Below are 19,480 nucleotides of genomic sequence, written 5' to 3' on the forward strand. Positions count from 1 at the left end.
AGCGGCGTTGTGGTTTAATCCGCAGAACCACTTGTGCATGGAAGGACTGGACCACTATGAGCCGAGGAAAAGCCGCCTCCAACCTTGACTTGCCGCGCCCGGACAACTTGGGCGAGGGTAAACAGCAGGGCGCCTATGAGGCTTTGCGGGGGGCGATCCTGACTCGGCAGTTGCCGGCCGACAGCCGTTTGCCATCGACCCGCAGCCTGGCCGAGCGCTGGCAGGTTTCGCGCGGCACCCTTGAGGCCGTGTTCGACCGCTTGCACAGCGAAGGCTATGTGCAGCGCGTGGCGGGCTCTGGCACGCGGGTGCGCGCGGTGATTCCCGAGCAATTCATTGCGGCCCCGGCGTCAAAACAAATGCTGCGCCGCCCGGTTGACCCCGACCCACCCCACGCCGGGGTACAGAGCCATGTGCCCTTTGTCGCACGGCGCCCGGATGCCGGCCTGTTCGACCTCAAAGCCTGGGCGCGTTGCGTCGCCCGTGGGTTGTTGGCCGCAGGCCCTGGTGTACTGGAGGCCGCGCATCCTGGTGGGCTACCGGCCCTGCGTGAGCACATTGCGGATTACTTGCGCCGTTATCGCGGTATGCACTGCGAGGCGGATGAAGTGATTGTCACCACGGGTATTCGTCATGGCCTTGACCTGATCGCCCGCACGCTGCTCCAACCGGGTGACCTGGCCTGCGTCGAAGACCCCGGCTACACCCCGGCGCGGCGTCTGTTCAACCTGGCCGGTGCACAGGTGCAGTCGATCCCGGTCACCGCCGAAGGGCTCGATACCGCTCAGTTGCCTGCCCACGCACGACTGGTGTATGTCAGCCCCGCGCACCAGGCCCCGCTGGGCGTGACCCTGTCGGTGTCGCACCGCCTGGCGCTGCTGGACTGGGCAAGTCGAGCGGATGCCTGGGTGGTCGAAGACGACTACGACAGCGAGTACAACTACAACAGCGCACCTTTGGCCGCGCTCAAGTCCCTGGATGCGAACGGCCGCGTGCTCTACTGCGGCAGCTTCAACAAGAACCTGTTTCCAGGGTTGCGAGTCGGTTTCATGGTGGTGCCCAAAACCCTGCGTCCGTCACTGCTGCGCACCCTGCAACTGACCGGGCATTCGGTGGGCGCCAGCGATCAGTCGGGCCTGGTGGACTTTCTGGGCAGCGGTGCGTTTGTGCGGCATTTGCGCGCTTCGCGTCAGGCCTATCAGGCACGGCGTGATGCCTTGCTCGCCTGCTTCCCGCCGGACGTCACGGTCACTGGCGAGCAGGCCGGGCTGCATTTTGTGCTGTGGTTACCGGCAGGGGTGCCAGAGGCGGACTTCTGCGCCCGCGCCGCCGACGCCGGGCTGAGCTTGCAGCCACTGGGCAAGTTTTGTGTCGATGTAACGTTGCCGCCCGCCGTGATTGTCGGCTACACCGCATTGACCCTCGCGCAGATCCGCTTCCACGGCCGGGCTCTGGCGCAATTGCTGTAGGAGCGCGTCAGTCGTCGAACCCGACCTGCTCATGAATTTCATCCACCTTCAATTCCAACCGATAGGCCACCGCAATAAACAACGCCTGGCACAGGCACAAGGTGGCGCTCAGCGAGCGAAAGGCAAACGATGAGCCTTCATTGACCAACAGCACCGCATTCGCGCGCTTGGCCAGCGGCGACAGGTTGCTGTCGGTGATGATCAAGGTCTTGGCCTGGTGATGCTGGGCAATGCGCAGGCAGTGCTGGGTTTCCTTGCCGTAGGGCGTAAAACTGATGGCAATCACCAGGTCATTGGCGCGCACGCTGCGCATCTGCTCGCGATAACTGCCGCCCAGGCCAGAGATCAGGTGGATGCGCTTGTTGGTGTGCTGCAGGTTGTAGACCAGGTAGTCGGCCACGGCAAAGGAACGGCGCACACCGACCACATAGATGTTGTCGGCATTGACCACCAGGTCCACGGCTTTCTCGAAGGCCGCATCGTCCAGTTCCAGGCCCAGGCGTTCGATGCCGGACAGGGTGGCGTTGACACACTCACGCGCCAGGTCGCCGCCGCTGGCTTTCTGCGACTTGTTGGCGATCATGCTGCGGATGCGCTGCTGGTAGTTCTGTACCGGCGTGGTCTTGTGGGTATAGGCCTCGCGAAACAGCGCCTGCATTTCACTGAAACCGCTGAAGCCGAAACGCTGGGAAAACCGCACGATGGCCGAGGGGTGCACTTCGCATTCACGGGCGATGTCACTGATGCGATCGACCATGATCCGGTCGCTCTGCTGGCTCATGTAACTGGCGATGCGCTTGAGCTGGCGCGGCAGGCTTTCGTATTCGTCGGTGATCAGCTGCAACAGGCGTTCGGCATTGATCGGAGGGCTGGCGACAGTTGCTTCCAGGGTGGTCTCGGGATCGGTGCGGGACATGGGCAATCCTTCTGGCGTGTTCGTCTGATGCGCTGATGGGTGACGCAAGTCTACAGGGTAGGCGCAAAAAAATACCTCGGCATCACGGCCCGCGTGGCCTGCTGAAACGATGCACGGGCGCTGGCGTGCCGCTATGCTGACGTATTGGAAAATATATTCCACTAAAAATAATTATGGAATAAATATTGATTGCCGCCGTCGGACGTTCTAGTCTGCTCCCACCAAGAGCGTTTGCCGCCACTACGGCGGCACAACGCAGGCTGATAAAAATAACAGGAGCCAGCATGGGCCAGACTCGTTTTGCCAGTGGGCGTCAATTGGATCTGATTTGCCTGGGGCGCCTGGGCGTCGACCTCTACGCGCAGCAAGTGGGTGCGCGGCTTGAGGATGTGTCCAGCTTTGCCAAATACCTCGGCGGTTCCTCCGCCAACATCGCCTTCGGCACTGCCCGGCTGGGGCTCAAGTCGGCGATGCTGAGCCGGGTGGGCGACGACCATATGGGCCGTTTTCTGATCGAATCCCTGGCCCGCGAAGGTTGCGATGTCAGCGGCATCAAGGTCGACCCCGAACGCCTCACCGCCCTGGTGCTGCTGGGTCTCAAAGACCGTGAAACCTTTCCCCTGGTGTTCTACCGCGAAAACTGCGCCGACATGGCCCTGCGCGCCGAAGACATCAGCGAAGCCTTTGTTGCATCGAGCAAGGCGCTGCTGATCACTGGCACGCATTTCTCTACCGACGGTGTGTACAAGGCCAGCATCCAGGCGCTGGATTACGCGGCCAAACACAACGTCAAACGGGTGCTGGATATCGACTACCGCCCGGTGCTGTGGGGCCTGGCGGGCAAGGCCGATGGTGAAACCCGTTTTGTTGCCGACCAGAATGTCAGCCAGCATGTGCAGAAAATCCTGGCGCGTTTCGACCTGATCGTCGGCACTGAAGAAGAATTCCTCATCGCCGGTGGCAGTGAAGACCTGCTCACCGCCCTGCGCACGGTACGTGAACTGACGCCCGCCACCCTGGTGGTCAAGCTCGGCCCGCAAGGCTGCACGGTGATCCACGGCGAGATTCCCGCCCGACTGGAAGACGGTGCGATCTATCCCGGTGTGCGCGTTGAAGTGCTCAATGTGCTGGGTGCTGGCGATGCCTTCATGTCGGGCTTTCTCAGTGGCTGGCTCAATGACGCCAGCGACGAGCGTTGCAGCCAGTTGGCCAATGCCTGTGGCGGCCTGGTGGTCTCGCGGCACGCCTGTGCGCCGGCCATGCCCACGCCCGCCGAACTCGATTACCTGTTCAACAGCCCGGTGCCGATCACCCGTCCCGACCAGGATGCGACCCTGCAGCGCCTGCACCGCGTCACGGTGCCGCGCAAGGCTTGGAAGCAACTGTTCGTGTTTGCCTTCGACCACCGCTGGCAGCTGGTGGACCTGGCGCAAAAAGGCGGCCAGGACTTGACGCGAATCAGCGCCATCAAGCAGCTGTTTATCCAGGCCATCGAACGTGTGGAGACCAAGCTCGCCGAGCAGGGCATCGAGGCCGACGTGGGCCTGCTTGCCGATCAGCGTTTTGGCCAGGATGCCCTCAATGCCGCCAGCGGCCGAGGCTGGTGGATTGCCCGCCCGGTCGAAGTGCAGAACTCACGGCCCCTGGCGTTCGAACACGGTCGCTCGGTGGGCAGCAACCTGATTGCCTGGCCCCAGGAACAGATCATCAAATGCCTGGTGCAATTTCACCCCGATGACGAGCCGATGCTGCGCCTGGAACAGGAAGCGCAACTCAAGGCGGTGTATGAGGCGTCCATCGTCAGCGGCCATGAACTGCTGCTGGAAGTCATCCCGCCCAAGGATCACCCCTCCACTTATCCCGACGTTTTGTATCGCAGCCTCAAGCGCCTGTACAACCTGGGCATCTACCCGGCCTGGTGGAAGATCGAAGCGCAGTCGGCCGCTGACTGGAAAAAGCTCGACGAACTGATCCAGGAGCGCGACCCGTACTGCCGTGGCGTGGTGTTGCTTGGCCTGAACGCGTCGGCTGAATGTCTTGCCGACGGTTTTCAACAAGCGCGCATGAGCACCACCTGCCGCGGATTTGCCGTCGGCCGCACGATCTTCCAGGAGCCGAGCCGGGCGTGGATGGCGGGGGAGATCGATGATGAGACCTTGATCCAGCAGGTACAGGCTACCTTCGAACAACTCATCAACGCCTGGCGCAGTGCTCGAAATTGAATTAGGTCAAATGTGGGAGGGGGCTTGCCCCCTCCCACATAAAGCAGATCTCAGTGATCTCTAGAGAAAACAATAAAAGGTGCAGCCATGCCCGCAATCCGAATTGGCATCAACCCGATCTCCTGGAGCAACGACGACCTCCCGGCCCTTGGCGGTGAAACGCCGCTGAGCACGGCCTTGAGTGAAGGCAAGGACATCGGCTACGAAGGTTTTGAACTCAATGGCAAGTTTCCCAAGGATGCCAAGGGCGTCGGCGACGTGCTGCGTCCCTATGACCTGGCGCTGGTCTCGGGCTGGTACTCCAGCCGCCTGGCCCGTCGTTCGGTGGCCGAGGAGATCGAGGCCATTGCCGGCCATGTCGAACTGCTCAAACAAAACGGTGCCAACGTACTGGTGTACGGCGAAGTCGCCGATTCGATCCAGGGTTCACGCATTCGCCTGATAGAGCGTCCGCGTTTTCATAGCGAACAGGCCTGGCAGGCGTACGCCGACAAGCTCACCGAGCTGGCGCGTTTCACCTTGTCTCAAGGCGTGCGCCTGGCCTATCACCACCATATGGGTGCCTACGTCGAGTCTCCCGAAGACATTGACCAGTTGATGAAGCGCACGGGCCCGGAAGTCGGCCTGTTGTTCGATTCGGGCCACTGCTACATGGGCGGCGGCGAACCCATCGAGGTGTTGCGCAAGCACATCGACCGCGTTTGCCATGTGCATTTCAAGGACGTGCGCAAACCCGTGGTGCAATTGGCGCGCAATCAGATGTGGAGTTTTCCCGATTGCATCGTCAACGGCACTTTCACCGTGCCCGGGGACGGCGATATCGACTTTGCACCGTTACTGGACGTGCTGCTGGCTGCGAACTACACAGGCTGGCTGGTGGTGGAAGCCGAGCAGGACCCGGCCGTGGCGCCCAGTTATATCTACGCGAAGAAGGGCTATGACACCTTGCGTGCGCTTCTCAACGAGAGGGTTTGAGTGATGAGCTTGTTGGTCAAAAGCAGCAAACGTGGGCAAACCATGGTTGCCCTGGAGGCGGGGCGCCTGGAGTACGTAGGCTTCGCCGCTTACCGCTTGAGCCTGGGCGAAACCTTGCCGGTCAGCGCGGGTGATCAGGAGCTGTGCCTGGTACTGCTCAGCGGTCGGGTGAATATCGAAGGCGAAGGCTTCAATTGGCAGAACCTGGGTGATCGCCAGTCGGTGTTCGAAGACAAATCACCGTTCGCCGCCTATTTGCCGCCGGGCACCGACGCCCAGGTCACGGCCCTGAGCGATGTACAGATTGCCGTGTGTGCGGCGCCGGGTGCGGCGGGTTTTGCCCCGCGCCTGATCCGCCCCGAGCAGTGCAAACGCAGTGTGCGCGGCAAAGGCGCCAACACCCGCTACGTCTGCGACATCCTGCCCGACAGCGAGCCGGCCCATTCGCTGCTGGTGGTGGAAGTGCGCACACCGTCGGGGCATTCCTCAAGTTACCCGCCGCACAAACACGATACCGATGACCTGCCGCACCAGAGCTTTCTGGAAGAAACCTACTACCACCAGGTCAATCCACCCCAGGGCTTTGTGTTCCAGCGCGTATACACCGATGACCGCAGCATCGACCAGGCCATGGCCGTGGAAAACAGCGACCTGGTGGTGGTGCCCAAGGGGTATCACCCGGTCAGCGTGCCGTATGGCTACGAGTCTTATTACCTCAATGTCATGGCCGGCCCCAAGCGCGCCTGGCATTTCCATAACGACCCGCAGCACAGTTGGCTGCTGGACCTTTAAACGGTTTTGGACGGAGAACAACAACAATGAAGTCGCCGCTACGTTTTGCCCTTAACCGTATGGTCGCGCCTGACTTGCCCCTGGCGGATTTTATCCAGCTGGCCAAAGCCCTCCAGTGCGATGCCATCGAGATTCGCAACGACCTCAAAAACCGCGAAATCGAATACGGCATGTCCGCCGCCCGCGTGCGTGAGTTGTGCGCGGCGCAGGGCATCAAGGTGCTGTCGATCAACGCGCTGTACCCTTTTGATGTGTGGAACGACGAACGCCGCGCTCAGGCAATCGAACTGGCCACCTACGCCCGTGAGTGCGGGGCCCGGGGCCTGGTGATGTGCCCGTTCAATCAGCCTGGCGATACGCGTAACGACGCGCAGCGCGCCGCTGGTTTGCGCACCGCGTTGAGCGAACTGGCGTTGATCCTGCGTGAGTACGGGATTCTCGGTTTCATCGAACCCCTGGGCTTCGCAGTATCCGCCCTGCGCCGCAAGCGCGTGGCAGTGGATGCAATCAAGGCCATCGGTGGCCTGGATGTATTTCGTGTGGTGCATGACACCTTTCACCATCATTTGGCCGGCGAGCATGAGTTCTTCCCGGAACTGACCGGGCTGGTGCATATCTCCGGGGTGGAAGACCGCGAGGCGCCGCTTGACTCAATCCGCGACGGCCACCGCGTGCTGGTGGGCGAGGACGATATTCTCGGGAATGCGGCGCAGATCGACACCTTGCTGAGCACCGGCTACAGCGGCTATCTGTCGTTCGAGCCGTTTGCCGAAAGCGTGCATGGGTTGGCGGATATCCGGCAGGCATTGGGGGCAAGCATCGCCCACCTGCAAAAACGATAAGGGGCGCGACATGAGCACCACACGATTGACCATGGCCCAGGCCCTGGTGAAGTTTCTGGATAACCAATACATCGAAGTCGACGGCGTACAGAGCAAGTTCGTTGCCGGGGTGTTCACTATTTTCGGGCATGGCAATGTGTTGGGCCTTGGCCAGGCGCTTGAGCAGGACAGCGGCGACCTGGTGGTGCACCAGGGCCGCAACGAACAAGGCATGGCCCATGCCGCCATCGGGTTTGCCAAGCAGCACCTGCGCCGCAAGATCTATGCGTGCACGGCCTCGGTCGGCCCTGGCGCTGCGAATATGCTCACTGCCGCAGCCACCGCCACGGCCAACCGCATACCGCTGCTGCTGTTGCCCGGCGATGTCTACGCCAGCCGCCAGCCCGACCCGGTGCTGCAGCAGATCGAGCAGTTCCACGACCTGAGCATCAGCACCAACGACGCGTTCCGCGCCGTGAGCAAATACTGGGACCGCATCAACCGCCCCGAACAGTTGATGACGGCGGCGATCCACGCCATGCGCGTGCTCACCGACCCCGCCGAAACCGGCGCGGTGACATTGGCGTTGCCCCAGGATGTGCAGGCCGAGGCCTGGGACTATCCCGACTACTTCCTGCAAAAGCGCGTGCACCGTATCGACCGGCGCCCGGCCACCGCCGCGATGATCGGCGATGCGCTGGCGGCGTTTCGCGGCAAGCGCAAACCGCTGATCATTTGTGGCGGCGGGGTGAAGTACTCCGGCGCCAATGCGGCGCTGCAAGCCTTTGCCGAGCGCTTTGAGATTCCCTTTGCCGAAACCCAGGCCGGTAAAAGCGCGGTGGTCTCCAGCCATGCACTGAACGTCGGCGGCATCGGCGAAACCGGCTGCCTGGCGGCGAACCTGCTGGCCCCCGAGGCGGACCTGATCATCGGCATCGGCACGCGGTATACCGACTTCACGACCTCGTCCAAATCGCTGTTCAAGCACCCCGAGGTGACTTTTCTCAACCTCAATGTCAGCACCTGCGACGCGTTGAAGCTGGACGGTATGCAAGTGGTGGCGGACGCCAGAGTCGCGCTTGAAGCGCTGGCCGATGCCCTCGGTGACTACCGCTCCGGCTGGGGCGAGCAGATCGCTGACGCCAGGGCGCAACTGGATGCCGAAGTGGATCGCGTGCATCAGGTGCAATACTCAGGCGATGACTTTGTGCCGGAAGTTGACGACCTGCTGGACCGCGCCGTACTGCGCGAGTTTATCGAGCTGACCGGCTCCTGCCTGACCCAAAGCCGCGTATTGGGCGTGCTCAACCAGACGCTCGCCGACGATGCGATCATCGTCGCTGCCGCCGGCAGCCTGCCCGGGGACTTGCAGCGCGCCTGGCGCAGCAAGGGCGTCAATACCTATCACGTCGAATACGGCTATTCGTGCATGGGCTACGAGATCAACGCCGCCCTGGGCGTGAAGCTCGCCGAGCCTACCAAAGAGGTCTACGCCCTGGTCGGTGACGGCTCCTACATGATGCTGCACTCGGAGCTGGCCACCTCGATCCAGGAACGGCGCAAGATCAACGTGGTGCTGCTCGACAACATGGCCTTCGGTTGCATCAACAATCTGCAGATCGGCAATGGCATGGACAGCTTCGGCACCGAGTTTCGCTTCCGCAACCCCGAGAGCGGCAAGCTCGACGGCGGCCTGGTACCGGTGGATTTCGCCATGAGTGCGGCGGCCTATGGTTGCAAGACCTACAAGGTCAGCACGGTAGAGCAGCTGGAAGCGGCCCTGGCCGATGCGCGCACGCAAACCGTCTCGACGCTGATCGATATCAAGGTGCTGCCCAAGACCATGGTCCACGGCTACCTGTCGTGGTGGCGGGTAGGTGTGGCGCAGGTGTCCACCAGTGAACGCACGAATGCAGCGGCAAAAAAACTCAATGAGCACCTGGCCAAGGCCCGGCAGTACTAACAACAAGAGGAGTGTTTACATGTCTTTGAAGCTTGGAGTGATTGGTACGGGCGCCATTGGCCGGGACCATATCCGTCGTTGCAGCCAGACCTTGCTCAACAGCCAGGTGGTGGCGGTCACCGATATCAACCTTGAGCAGGCCGCCAAGGTGGTCGCGGACTTGAAGCTGGACGCAGAGGTGTACCCGGACGGCCATGCACTGATCAGCTCGCCGCAGGTCGAAGCGGTGCTGGTGACTTCATGGGGTCCAAGCCACGAAGCGTTCGTACTGGCCGCCATCGCCGCCGGCAAACCGGTGTTCTGTGAAAAACCTCTGGCGGTCACCGCCGAAGGTTGTCGCAAGATCGTCGAGGCCGAAGTGGCCCATGGCAAGCGCCTGGTGCAGGTGGGCTTCATGCGTCCGTATGACGAAGGCTATCGTGCCTTGAAAGCCGTGATCGACAGCGGCCAGATCGGTGAGCCGTTGATGCTGCATTGCGCGCACCGTAACCCGACGGTGGGCGAGAATTACAACACCGACATGGCGATCACCGACACCCTGATCCACGAACTGGACGTGCTGCGTTGGCTGCTCAATGACGACTATGTGTCCGTGCAGGTGGTGTTCCCGCGCAAGACCAGCAAGGCCCTGGCCCACCTGCGCGACCCGCAGATCGTGCTGCTGGAAACTGCCAAGGGCACGCGTATCGACGTGGAGGTATTTGTGAACTGCCAATACGGCTACGACATCCAGTGCGAAGTGGTGGGGGAGACCGGCATCGCCAAGTTGCCGGAGCCGTCCCAGGTGCAACTGCGCAGCGGTGCGAAGCTGTCCAATGCGATCCTGATGGATTGGAAGGATCGCTTTATCGGTGCCTATGACGTGGAGTTGCAGGCGTTTATCGACAGCGTACGGGCTGGGCAGGTCGGCGGGCCGTCGGCGTGGGATGGGTATGCGGCGGCGGTGGCGGCGGATGCGTGTATTGAAGCCCAGGGCAGTGGGCAGATTGTGCCGGTGAGCTTGCCGGATCGCCCACACTTCTACGGCTAACTCACTGAAGAAATGTGGTTAACATTGTGGGAGCTGGCTTGCCTGCGATAGCGGTCTATCAGTGGCAGATTCAGTGCCTGACACACTGCTATCGCAGGCAAGCCAGCTCCCACAGTTGCTTGGGTTCCCAAATCAATTCTGGAGTTGAGCATGCGGATCGGACTAGTGGGCTACGGCCACGGCGGGCGCTTTTTTCATGCGCCGCTGATCGCCACCCTGCCTGGGGCCACCTTTGTCGGCGTGGTGACGCGTTCACCCGAACGTCGCCAGCAATTGAGTACTGATCTTCCAGGTGTCAAAGCCTTCGACTCCATCGGCCAGATCGTCGAAGCCGGCGTCGACGCCCTGGTGATTTCCACCACCCTCAAAGGTCGCCCGGCGTTGGTACTGGAAGCCATCGAACACGGCGTGGCGGTGGTCAGCGACAAACCCTTTGCGGCCAACGCCGAACAAGCCCAAGCCCTGATCACTGCCGCCGAGCGCCAGGGCTCGCTGCTCAGCGTCTACCAGAACCGGCGCTGGGACTCGGATTACCTGACTCTGCGCAAACTCATCGATGCCGGCGCCCTGGGCACCATCACCCGCTTTGAATCTCGTGTAGAACGCTACAGCCCACAAGCCGTGGGCAATGCCAGTGGCGGCGGCTGGTTGCGCGACCTGGGCAGCCATCTCGTGGATCAGGCGCTGCAACTGTACGGCCCGGTGGACCGAGTGTTCGCCCAACTGCACTACACCCCTGAACACCCCAGCGTGGATCACGGCTTCTTTGTTTCCCTGACCCACACCAACGGCGTGATTTCCCACCTGTGGGGCAACGCCTTGCAGAACAGCCAGGCGCCGCGCTTTCGTGTCAGTGGCACCTTGGGTTGCTACACCGTCGAAGGGTTGGATGGCCAGGAAGAAGCGCTGATCGCCGGTAAATCGCCGAAGACCGAAGGCGAGCACTGGGGCGCGGAGGAGCATCGACGCTGGGGCTGGTTCGAACAAGGCTCGGAGCGCGAGCGGGTGCCGTCGGAGAAGGGCTGCTGGACACAGTTCTATCGCCAGTTGCAGTTGGCGGTGCAAGGGCAGGGGCCGCTGCCGGTAAGCGCCTATGACGCGCTGGAAACCACCCGTATATTGGACGCCGCACGCCTGAGCGCCGAGCGCCTGCAAGTGGTTTCGACAAAAATAGAATAAAATTCTAAAACAGGTTGATATGGAAATTATTTTCTAATACAGTCGTTTCCAGGTTGCATAAAGTACGTCCCGGACCCAGCGGGCGACTCAACAAAAACAAGATCAAAAACAACCAGGTACCGTCAGATGAAAATCTTCAACGCTGTACTTCGAGTTTTACGCCCCGCCCAAGCGCCACGCGGACTGCCCCGCGCCCGGCCGTTCTACTTCTCCTTCCTTAACGTGCTGTGCGTCGAAAACCAGGGCGCGCTGGTGTGCTGCATTCCAGGGGCGCCAGTGGTGCGACTGACAGCCGAGTCCTGATAAACGCAACGTCGAAAAAAACCAACAAAAAAGTGGAGACAGACCGTTCATGAAGACCCCGATCCGTTTTACCGCGCTGGCCCTGTCCATGCTGCTGGCCAGTGGCGTTGCCGGCGCCGCCGATCTGAAGGTGGGCGTCACGATGTCTGCGTTCGATGACACCTTCCTCACCTATCTGCGCGAAGACATGGACAAGCAAGCCAAGTCCTACCCCAAGGGCGATGGCGTGCAATTGCAGTTTGAAGACGCGCGGGCCGATGTGGTCAAGCAATTGAGCCAGGTCGAGAACTTTATCAGCCAGAAAGTCGACGCCATTATCGTCAACCCGGTCGATACCGCTTCGACCAAGAACATCATTGCGGCTGCGACCAAGGCGGGCATTCCGCTGGTGTTCGTCAACCGCCGCCCGGACCAGAAAGACTTGCCCAAGGACGTGGTGGCAGTGACCTCCGATGACGTCGAGGCCGGGCGCCTGCAAATGCAATACATCGCCGAAAAACTCGGCGGCAAGGGCAAGGTCGTGATCCTGCTGGGTGACCTGGCGAACAACTCCACCACCAACCGCACCAAGGGTGTCAAGGAAGTGCTGGCCAAGTACCCGGACATCAAGATCGAGCAGGAGCAGACCGGCGCCTGGCTGCGTGACCGGGGCATGACCCTGGTCAACGACTGGCTGACCCAGGGGCGTGATTTCAATGCGGTGCTGGCCAACAACGATGAGATGGCGATCGGGGCGTCCATGGCCCTGCGATCGGCCGGCAAGGAAAAAGGCAGCGTGCTGATTGCCGGTGTTGACGGTACGCCGGATGGCTTGAACGCGATCACCAAGGGTCACATGGCCGCCTCGGCGTTCCAGGACGCCAAGGGCCAGGCGGTGGGTTCCGTAGAAGCGGCGCGCAAGATGGCCAAAAAAGAGCCGGTGGAGCAGAACGTGGTGATCCCGTTCCAGTTGATCACCCCGGACAACGTCAAAGACTTCAAGTAGCCCTGACACAACAACAATAAGCCGGCAGGGCGGTCACGGCCGCCCTGCAGATGGAGTGCCTCCCTATGCTTGCTCAAGCCGCTGCCTCGCAGCCCCCGGGCATCCAGCCGTTGCCGCTGGACGAACCCTACCTGCTGGAAATTCTCAACATCAGCAAAGGCTTTCCCGGTGTTGTCGCCCTGGACGATGTGCAACTGCGGGTGCGCCCCGGCACGGTGCTGGCATTGATGGGCGAGAACGGCGCGGGTAAATCAACGCTGATGAAGATCATCGCCGGCATCTACCAGCCCGACGCCGGGGAAATCCGCCTGCGTGGCAAGCCTATTACCTTCGAAACGCCGCTGGCGGCGCAAAAGGCCGGGATCGCCATGATCCATCAGGAGCTCAACCTGATGCCCCATATGAGCATCGCCGAGAACATCTGGATCGGCCGCGAGCAGCTCAACAGCCTGCACATGGTCAACCACCGCGAAATGCATCGCTGCACCGCCGAGTTGCTGGCGCGCCTGCGCATCAACCTCGACCCTGAAGAGCAGGTGGGCAACCTGAGCATCGCCGAACGGCAGATGGTCGAGATTGCCAAGGCGGTCTCGTACGACTCCGACATCCTGATCATGGATGAACCCACCTCGGCCATTACCGACAAGGAAGTTGCCCACCTGTTTTCGATCATTGCCGACCTCAAGGCCCAGGGCAAAGGTATTGTCTATATCACGCACAAAATGAACGAAGTGTTCGCCATCGCCGATGAAGTGGCGGTGTTCCGCGACGGCCAGTACATCGGCCTGCAACGTGCCGACAGCCTGAACAGCGACAGCCTGATCTCGATGATGGTGGGGCGGGAGTTGAGCCAGTTGTTCCCGGTGCGCGAGACGCCGATAGGTGAGTTGCTGCTGTCGGTGCGCGACCTGAGCCTGGACGGCGTGTTCAAGGACGTCTCGTTCGACCTGCACGCCGGGGAGATTCTCGGTATCGCCGGCCTGATGGGCTCTGGGCGTACCAATGTGGCGGAAACCATTTTTGGCATTACCCCAAGCACCGGTGGGCAAATCACCCTGGATGGCAAGGCGGTGCGCATTACCGACCCGCACATGGCCATCGAGAAAGGTTTTGCGCTATTGACCGAAGATCGCAAGCTCAGCGGCCTGTTCCCGTGCCTGTCGGTGCTGGAAAACATGGAGATGGCGGTGTTGCCGCACTATTCGGGCAGCGGCTTTATCCAGCAGAAGGCCCTGCGCGGCCTGTGCGAAGAGATGTGCAAGAAGCTGCGAGTAAAAACTCCGTCCCTGGAGCAATGCATCGACACCTTGTCGGGCGGTAACCAGCAAAAGGCACTGCTGGCACGCTGGCTGATGACCAACCCAAGGCTGCTGATCCTGGATGAACCGACCCGCGGTATCGATGTGGGCGCCAAGGCCGAGATCTATCGCTTGATCGCCTTTCTTGCCAGCGAAGGCATGGCGGTGATCATGATTTCCTCGGAGCTGCCCGAAGTGCTTGGCATGAGCGATCGGGTGATGGTGATGCACGAAGGCGAACTGATGGGCACCCTGGATCGTGCCGAGGCCACCCAGGAAAAAGTCATGCAGTTGGCCTCCGGCATGTCTGCGGTCCACTGATCTACAGAATAAGAAGGTGATGGGCTATGAACGCAATAACAGACAACAAGCCGGCGACGGCACCGGTGAAGAATCGTCGACGCATGCCCACCGAGCTGAGCATCTTTTTGGTGCTGATCGGTATCGGCCTGGTGTTTGAACTGTTCGGCTGGATCGTGCGCGACCAGAGCTTCTTGATGAACTCCCAGCGCCTGGTGCTGATGATTCTGCAAGTCTCGATCATCGGCCTGCTGGCTATCGGTGTGACCCAGGTGATCATTACTACGGGCATCGACTTGTCGTCCGGCTCGGTGCTGGCCTTGTCAGCGATGATTGCCGCCAGCCTGGCGCAGACCTCGGATTTTTCCCGGGCGGTGTTTCCGTCCCTGACCGACTTGCCGGTGTGGATCCCAGTGGCGATGGGCCTGGGCGTGGGGCTGCTGGCGGGGGCGATCAATGGCAGCATTATCGCGGTGACCGGCATCCCGCCGTTTATCGCGACCCTGGGCATGATGGTCTCGGCCCGTGGCCTGGCGCGTTACTACACCGAAGGCCAGCCGGTGAGCATGCTCTCGGATTCCTACACGGCCATCGGCCATGGTGCTATGCCGGTGATCATCTTCCTGGTGGTGGCGGTGATCTTCCACATCGCGCTGCGTTATACCAAGTACGGCAAGTACACCTACGCCATCGGCGGCAATATGCAGGCGGCGCGCACCTCGGGCATCAACGTCAAGCGCCACTTGATCATCGTCTATAGCATCGCCGGGCTGCTGGCGGGCCTGGCCGGCGTGGTGGCCTCGGCCCGTGCCGCGACAGGGCAGGCGGGCATGGGCATGTCCTACGAGCTGGATGCGATTGCCGCTGCGGTGATCGGCGGCACCAGCCTGGCGGGCGGGGTAGGGCGCATCACCGGCACCGTGATCGGCGCGCTGATCCTCGGCGTGATGGCCAGCGGGTTTACCTTCGTGGGTGTGGATGCGTATATCCAGGACATCATCAAGGGCCTGATCATCGTGGTGGCAGTGGTGATCGACCAGTACCGCAACAAGCGCAAGCTCAAGCGCTGAGTGAATCCAAGGGCCGAATCAGATCAAATGTGGGAGGGGGCAAGCCCTCTCCCACATTTAGTCCGGGATCAGCCACTTTCAACCGTTTGTCTTCTATATAGCTCCACTGCACTGAATTTCTTGCTATAAACGCACTCCGATGACCGTTCGCCAAGCCCGTCCTGGTGCCTTTGGGGGTTAATTGGGAAAAAATGCCTGTCTTTTCAGTTGCTGCGCTCTCAAGTCGGCCTTAGACTGCCGCCCCTCGTAAATTGAGTGCCGGGTGGCGCTTGAAATGGACGGCGCCCTTCCGAGACCTGTACAGGCCTTGCGGAACGCTCCCTTATTCGCCTTAATGCACGTATTTTTTATAGAGAAATCAATGACAAAGGAAAAGTTGCTGGCCATGCCGGCGGATGACTACATGAATGCCGAACAGCACGCTTTTTTCGAGAAGTTGCTGCAAGACATGAAGGTGGAACACCACGAGCGCATTGAACAGAACCGCATCGCCATTGAAAGCCTGGACACCCCGGCGGACCCGGCTGACGCGGCTTCCGTTGAAGAAGAGCGCACCTGGCTGGTAAATGCCATTGATCGCGACCAGCGTATGCTGCCGCAACTTGAGCGCGCCCTGGAGCGCATCAAGGAAGATTCTTTTGGTTGGTGTGATGACAGCGGCGAGCCGATCGGCCTCAAGCGCCTGCTGATCAGCCCGACCACCAAGTACTGCATCGAAGCCCAAGAGCGCCACGAGCAGATCGACAAGCATCAGCGCCAAGCCTGATGTGCTGAATGACGGGCCTGCCAGTGAGCTGGCTGCCCCGTCTGCAACAACCTCCCGAGATCATCCGGCCCGCGTCTGGCGCGATGGATTGTTGCTGTTTATGCAATGAAGCTATTCCCAGGATAGCTTTTTCCAGCTGGAATAAAACCGTAGCATGGCCAACATTGTTAGGCAGCTAACTAATGCTACGGAGAACTTCCATGCAAAACAAAGTCGATGTGGCCGTGATGATCGGCAGCGGTGTACCTGAGACCCTGCGCGCCTTGGGTCAGAAAGCCTGCTGGGTAGTGTTGCTCAATGGTGAACAGCGCGGCACCGCTTTTGCAAGTCGTGATGAGGCGCAGGAGTGTCAGGCTGCCTGGCAAGCGCTGTTGCGCATGGAACAGTCAGACAGCCTGCATTGAGACCGTGCTAGTGAGGTTGATGCAGGCGCTGATTCAACTCATCCACCGGGATGGCCCACTCAGCGTCTTCACGCAGTTCTTCCTTAAGAAACTGCGCCTGTTGGGGCGTCCAGAACGGCGCATCGATCAACTTCACGTCTTCGGGCAAAGAATGCGCGACGATGAAGGCATCAATGGCCTCAGGGGTTGAGTCCAGGCCCAGTTGTTCAAACAGGGTTTCGAGCGTGGGGATTGGCGCGTCCATTGGGTACTCCATACAAAGTGAGGATCGTTGTGTATGGGAGGCTTGAGGCGCGTTAGAGTTCTATCGAAGTGTCAGGAATTGAGAGCACCCGAATCCACGGCGGTTTTCAGGGCTTTTGCGGCTTCTTTTGCTGCAAAGGCAGCGGCGTCTACAGTCTTGAACCAACGGTCTTTTTCTACCTGGTGCGCGGTTACGGTGGTCAGCGGTGGTTTGGCCCGCATGATAATGACTGCTTGAAACTCTCCGTCTACTTCCCTGGCATCGCCGTGGATAAAAAATTCGCCAATATCAAATTCCGTCACGTATAGCCTTCCCTTCAAGGTAACTGCACTGATGAAACCTGACCCGCACGGGGCAAACTTCAATGGACGGGCCAGTATGGCAGTTGTTGAGGGGCGCAGGCGCAGTAAAGTCACCCAGGTGACGAAACGAGCCCCCCGCAAAGGGCATGCAGCTTGGCTTCAAGCATTTTGGCCAATTCACAGGCTTTATTGTGATCGCTGCGAAACCCCTTGATCCTGCCACTGGGCACTTCAAGAATGTGGAAAAAGTTCTTTCCGGCCGGTACCACTTGGTAAAGAACCGAATGGGAGTACCCATCAAGGTTATGCAAGCAGTAGTATTGGCGTTCGTCTGGACATGATGAACGAGTGTGGAAGGACATAGCATCGTGTTGACGTCGTTGCATGCTCAGCTCCTGTCGATCGATCTTGTTAGCCTGTCTTTGGCGTTTCGGGTGGTTTTGACCCGGCTTGCTGTTTTAGTATTGTCGTCGGTAGTTCGCAACTGGTTCCATGCCCGTCTATTTTTTGTTTCGGGTGTCGGAAAACTGCACTTTTGACTGGGTTATTCTCTGAAGTTGGTCGACTCGTATTCTCGGGTCGTTGAACCTGTGATTTGCTGTGCCACCGGCTGACCTTGCTTTAGGTCCACCGCGGCTGGGTGTACGGGGCCTGCGGGTTATCTTCAGGTTTTTGACGAATGTGTGATCGTGCCGTAACGGCCGTTTTTTTGTGCTGCCCGCTTCGGCGGCCAGCGCTTTCTTGATGTGGGGGCGTTTCCTTGGCAGTCAGTAATCTGGATATGCACGCGTTATTCGTGCTGGGTGATTTGCGCGCAAAGTTGGTCAAACAGTTTCAATCCCGGTTTGTCTACGTCACTGAACAGACGCCGGAAGGCATCTACATCGCCGAGATCGATACCGAAGCGGCACTGGTCGTGGATGACAAGCCACGCCTGGAACTCAAGGTGGGCGACCATTTCCGTGCGGCTGTCTTACCCAGCCGCGAAGGTGGAAAGTTCGAACTCAAGTTTCGCGATATCAAGTTGACCGTTTACGGCCTCGGCGACTACGCCTTTGTATCGTCAAACGAAGGCCAGGGCATTGTGTTCAAGGAAGGCCATAGCGTGATGCTGGTATTTGCCGCCCATGAACAGTTGCAGGAAGGGCTGACCAAAACCCTCAAGGCCGTGACGGGCAAGGCCGCCAAGTGGCGCAAGGGTGAACTGGTGACGTTCAAGGCCAGCGAATAACCGATAAATACGCTGTGCACCTTTGTCTTTCGGAACCTCTACTACAGTTGAGTTGACTTAACTATTCAGAGGCTTCGCGCATTAGCGGCAAAGCCGTTTGCCATGACTGCGAGAACGCGAGGTGCAAAGGCATGAGAGGATTGAAGTCACTGCTGGCCGCGTCACTGACGGCCCTGAGTCTGTCACTGCCGGTATCGGCCGCACAGGCACCGGTGCATTTTGCCGACCTCAACTGGGAAAGCGGCAGCCTGATCACCGAAGTACTGCGCTTTATCGTCGAAAAGGGTTATGACATGCCCACCGACACCTTGCCTGGCACCACCATCACCCTGGAAACCGCCCTGGCCAAGAACGACATCCAGGTGATCGGCGAAGAGTGGGCGGGCCGCAGCCCTGTTTGGGTCAAGGCTGAAGCCGAAGGCAAAGTGGTAGGGCTTGGAGACACGGTCAAAGGCGCCACTGAAGGCTGGTGGGTGCCGGAATACGTGGTCAAGGGCGACCCGTCCAGAAACCTCAAGGCCCTGGCGCCGGACCTGAAAAGCGTACAGGACCTGGCGCGCTACAAGGATGTATTCAAAGACCCGGAATCCCCGGGCAAAGGGCGCTTTCTCAACAGCCCCATCGGCTGGACGTCCGAAGTGGTCAACAAACAGAAGCTCAAGGCCTATGGCCTGGACGACACCTACGTGAACTTCCGCAGCGGTTCGGGCGCAGCACTGGATGCCGAGATTGCCTCTTCGATCCGCCGGGGCAAGCCGGTGCTGTTCTATTACTGGTCACCCACCCCGTTGATGGGGCGCTATAAATTGATCCAGCTGGAAGAGCCGCCGTTTGATGCCGATGCATGGAAGACCCTGACCGACGCGGACAACACTGACCCCAAGCCTACGCGCTCGCTGGCATCCAAATTGAGCATTGGCGTATCGACGCCGTTCCAGCAGCAATATCCGCAGATCACCCAGTTCTTCGAAAAAGTCGAGTTCCCCATCGAGCCGCTTAACAAAGCCCTGGCGAAGATGAGCGAAAACCACACCGCGCCACGGGACGTGGCCCAGGCGTTCCTCAAGGAGCACCCTGAGGTGTGGAAGGCGTGGTTGACGCCGGATGTAGCCCAGAAGGTTGAGACGGCCCTTAAATAGCCTGAATGCAGAACAAAATGTGGGAGGGGGCTTGCTCCCGATGGCGGAGTGTCAATCACAGATAAATTGAC

At 60.1% G+C, this 19,480-nt stretch carries 20 protein-coding genes; 16 read left to right on the forward strand and 4 right to left on the reverse strand.

All coding sequences use genetic code 11. The features are described 5' to 3' along the window. Positions 1-56 precede the first annotated feature (56 nt). A complete protein-coding gene (locus tag IH404_RS12660; protein ID WP_194440550.1) occupies positions 57-1,469 on the forward strand; it encodes a PLP-dependent aminotransferase family protein in 1,413 nt (470 codons plus the stop codon). A gap of 7 nt (positions 1,470-1,476) precedes the next feature. On the opposite strand, the gene IH404_RS12665 is transcribed toward IH404_RS12660, so the two are convergent. Then, positions 1,477-2,385, reverse strand: a complete 909-nt coding sequence (locus tag IH404_RS12665) for a MurR/RpiR family transcriptional regulator (protein ID WP_032876193.1) — start codon at positions 2,383-2,385, stop codon at positions 1,477-1,479. A 284-nt stretch (positions 2,386-2,669) separates the two neighbouring features. Between IH404_RS12665 and iolC the strand changes: the two genes are divergently transcribed. The 13 genes from iolC (at position 2,670) to IH404_RS12730 (ending at position 16,493) form a co-directional block, all read left to right on the forward strand. Further along, the gene (iolC, locus tag IH404_RS12670) at positions 2,670-4,607 is read left to right on the forward strand and encodes a 5-dehydro-2-deoxygluconokinase (RefSeq protein ID WP_194440551.1); all 1,938 of its coding nucleotides are present in this window, start codon (positions 2,670-2,672) and stop codon (positions 4,605-4,607) included. A gap of 87 nt (positions 4,608-4,694) precedes the next feature. Continuing rightward, positions 4,695-5,582, forward strand: a complete 888-nt coding sequence (gene iolE, locus IH404_RS12675; RefSeq protein ID WP_005787726.1) for a myo-inosose-2 dehydratase — start codon at positions 4,695-4,697, stop codon at positions 5,580-5,582. A gap of 3 nt (positions 5,583-5,585) precedes the next feature. Then, positions 5,586-6,374 (forward strand): 5-deoxy-glucuronate isomerase, encoded by a 789-nt coding sequence (gene iolB / locus IH404_RS12680; protein ID WP_005787728.1) that lies wholly within the window; start codon positions 5,586-5,588, stop codon positions 6,372-6,374. 26 nt (positions 6,375-6,400) lie between these two features. Then, on the forward strand, positions 6,401-7,216 hold the full coding sequence (locus IH404_RS12685) for a TIM barrel protein (RefSeq protein WP_194440552.1): 816 nt from the start codon (positions 6,401-6,403) through the stop codon (positions 7,214-7,216). A gap of 10 nt (positions 7,217-7,226) precedes the next feature. After that, positions 7,227-9,158 (forward strand): 3D-(3,5/4)-trihydroxycyclohexane-1,2-dione acylhydrolase (decyclizing), encoded by a 1,932-nt coding sequence (gene iolD, locus IH404_RS12690; RefSeq protein ID WP_194440553.1) that lies wholly within the window; start codon positions 7,227-7,229, stop codon positions 9,156-9,158. Between the two features lie 19 nt (positions 9,159-9,177). Beyond that, entirely contained in the window at positions 9,178-10,188 is a 1,011-nt protein-coding gene (locus tag IH404_RS12695; RefSeq protein ID WP_194440554.1) for a Gfo/Idh/MocA family oxidoreductase, read from the forward strand. A gap of 150 nt (positions 10,189-10,338) precedes the next feature. After that, the gene (locus tag IH404_RS12700; RefSeq protein ID WP_194440555.1) at positions 10,339-11,367 is read left to right on the forward strand and encodes a Gfo/Idh/MocA family oxidoreductase; all 1,029 of its coding nucleotides are present in this window, start codon (positions 10,339-10,341) and stop codon (positions 11,365-11,367) included. 126 nt (positions 11,368-11,493) lie between these two features. Further along, positions 11,494-11,670: a hypothetical protein gene (locus IH404_RS12705; RefSeq protein ID WP_005787736.1), complete on the forward strand. Its 177-nt coding sequence runs from the start codon at positions 11,494-11,496 to the stop codon at positions 11,668-11,670. A gap of 49 nt (positions 11,671-11,719) precedes the next feature. Further along, positions 11,720-12,655, forward strand: coding sequence for a sugar ABC transporter substrate-binding protein (locus IH404_RS12710; RefSeq protein WP_194440556.1), 936 nt, complete (start codon positions 11,720-11,722; stop codon positions 12,653-12,655). A 65-nt stretch (positions 12,656-12,720) separates the two neighbouring features. Then, complete coding sequence (locus IH404_RS12715) at positions 12,721-14,274, forward strand: sugar ABC transporter ATP-binding protein (protein WP_005787739.1); 1,554 nt, start codon at positions 12,721-12,723, stop codon at positions 14,272-14,274. Between the two features lie 26 nt (positions 14,275-14,300). Beyond that, on the forward strand, positions 14,301-15,323 hold the full coding sequence (locus IH404_RS12720) for an ABC transporter permease (protein WP_003191668.1): 1,023 nt from the start codon (positions 14,301-14,303) through the stop codon (positions 15,321-15,323). A 361-nt stretch (positions 15,324-15,684) separates the two neighbouring features. After that, positions 15,685-16,089 carry a TraR/DksA C4-type zinc finger protein gene (locus IH404_RS12725; RefSeq protein WP_003191666.1) on the forward strand — a complete coding sequence of 135 codons (405 nt, stop codon included), beginning with the start codon at positions 15,685-15,687 and terminating at the stop codon, positions 16,087-16,089. A gap of 200 nt (positions 16,090-16,289) precedes the next feature. Further along, complete coding sequence (locus IH404_RS12730) at positions 16,290-16,493, forward strand: hypothetical protein (RefSeq protein WP_005787746.1); 204 nt, start codon at positions 16,290-16,292, stop codon at positions 16,491-16,493. A 7-nt stretch (positions 16,494-16,500) separates the two neighbouring features. Here the strand turns inward: IH404_RS12730 and IH404_RS12735 are convergent, their stop codons facing one another. The 3 genes from IH404_RS12735 to IH404_RS12745 form a co-directional block, all read right to left on the reverse strand. After that, the gene (locus IH404_RS12735) at positions 16,501-16,737 is read right to left on the reverse strand and encodes a DUF2789 domain-containing protein (protein WP_005787748.1); all 237 of its coding nucleotides are present in this window, start codon (positions 16,735-16,737) and stop codon (positions 16,501-16,503) included. A gap of 71 nt (positions 16,738-16,808) precedes the next feature. Continuing rightward, on the reverse strand, positions 16,809-17,039 hold the full coding sequence (locus IH404_RS12740; RefSeq protein WP_005787750.1) for a hypothetical protein: 231 nt from the start codon (positions 17,037-17,039) through the stop codon (positions 16,809-16,811). 110 nt (positions 17,040-17,149) lie between these two features. Then, the gene (locus IH404_RS12745; RefSeq protein WP_194440557.1) at positions 17,150-17,425 is read right to left on the reverse strand and encodes a hypothetical protein; all 276 of its coding nucleotides are present in this window, start codon (positions 17,423-17,425) and stop codon (positions 17,150-17,152) included. A 395-nt stretch (positions 17,426-17,820) separates the two neighbouring features. Between IH404_RS12745 and IH404_RS12750 the strand changes: the two genes are divergently transcribed. Both IH404_RS12750 and IH404_RS12755 read left to right on the forward strand, forming a co-directional pair. Further along, positions 17,821-18,270, forward strand: coding sequence for a hypothetical protein (locus IH404_RS12750; RefSeq protein ID WP_177327419.1), 450 nt, complete (start codon positions 17,821-17,823; stop codon positions 18,268-18,270). 131 nt (positions 18,271-18,401) lie between these two features. Then, positions 18,402-19,409: an ABC transporter substrate-binding protein gene (locus tag IH404_RS12755; RefSeq protein WP_005787756.1), complete on the forward strand. Its 1,008-nt coding sequence runs from the start codon at positions 18,402-18,404 to the stop codon at positions 19,407-19,409. Positions 19,410-19,480 lie beyond the last annotated feature (71 nt).

This window comes from Pseudomonas sp. OST1909 (assembly GCF_015277575.1).
Lineage (GTDB): Bacteria > Pseudomonadota > Gammaproteobacteria > Pseudomonadales > Pseudomonadaceae > Aquipseudomonas > Aquipseudomonas synxantha_A.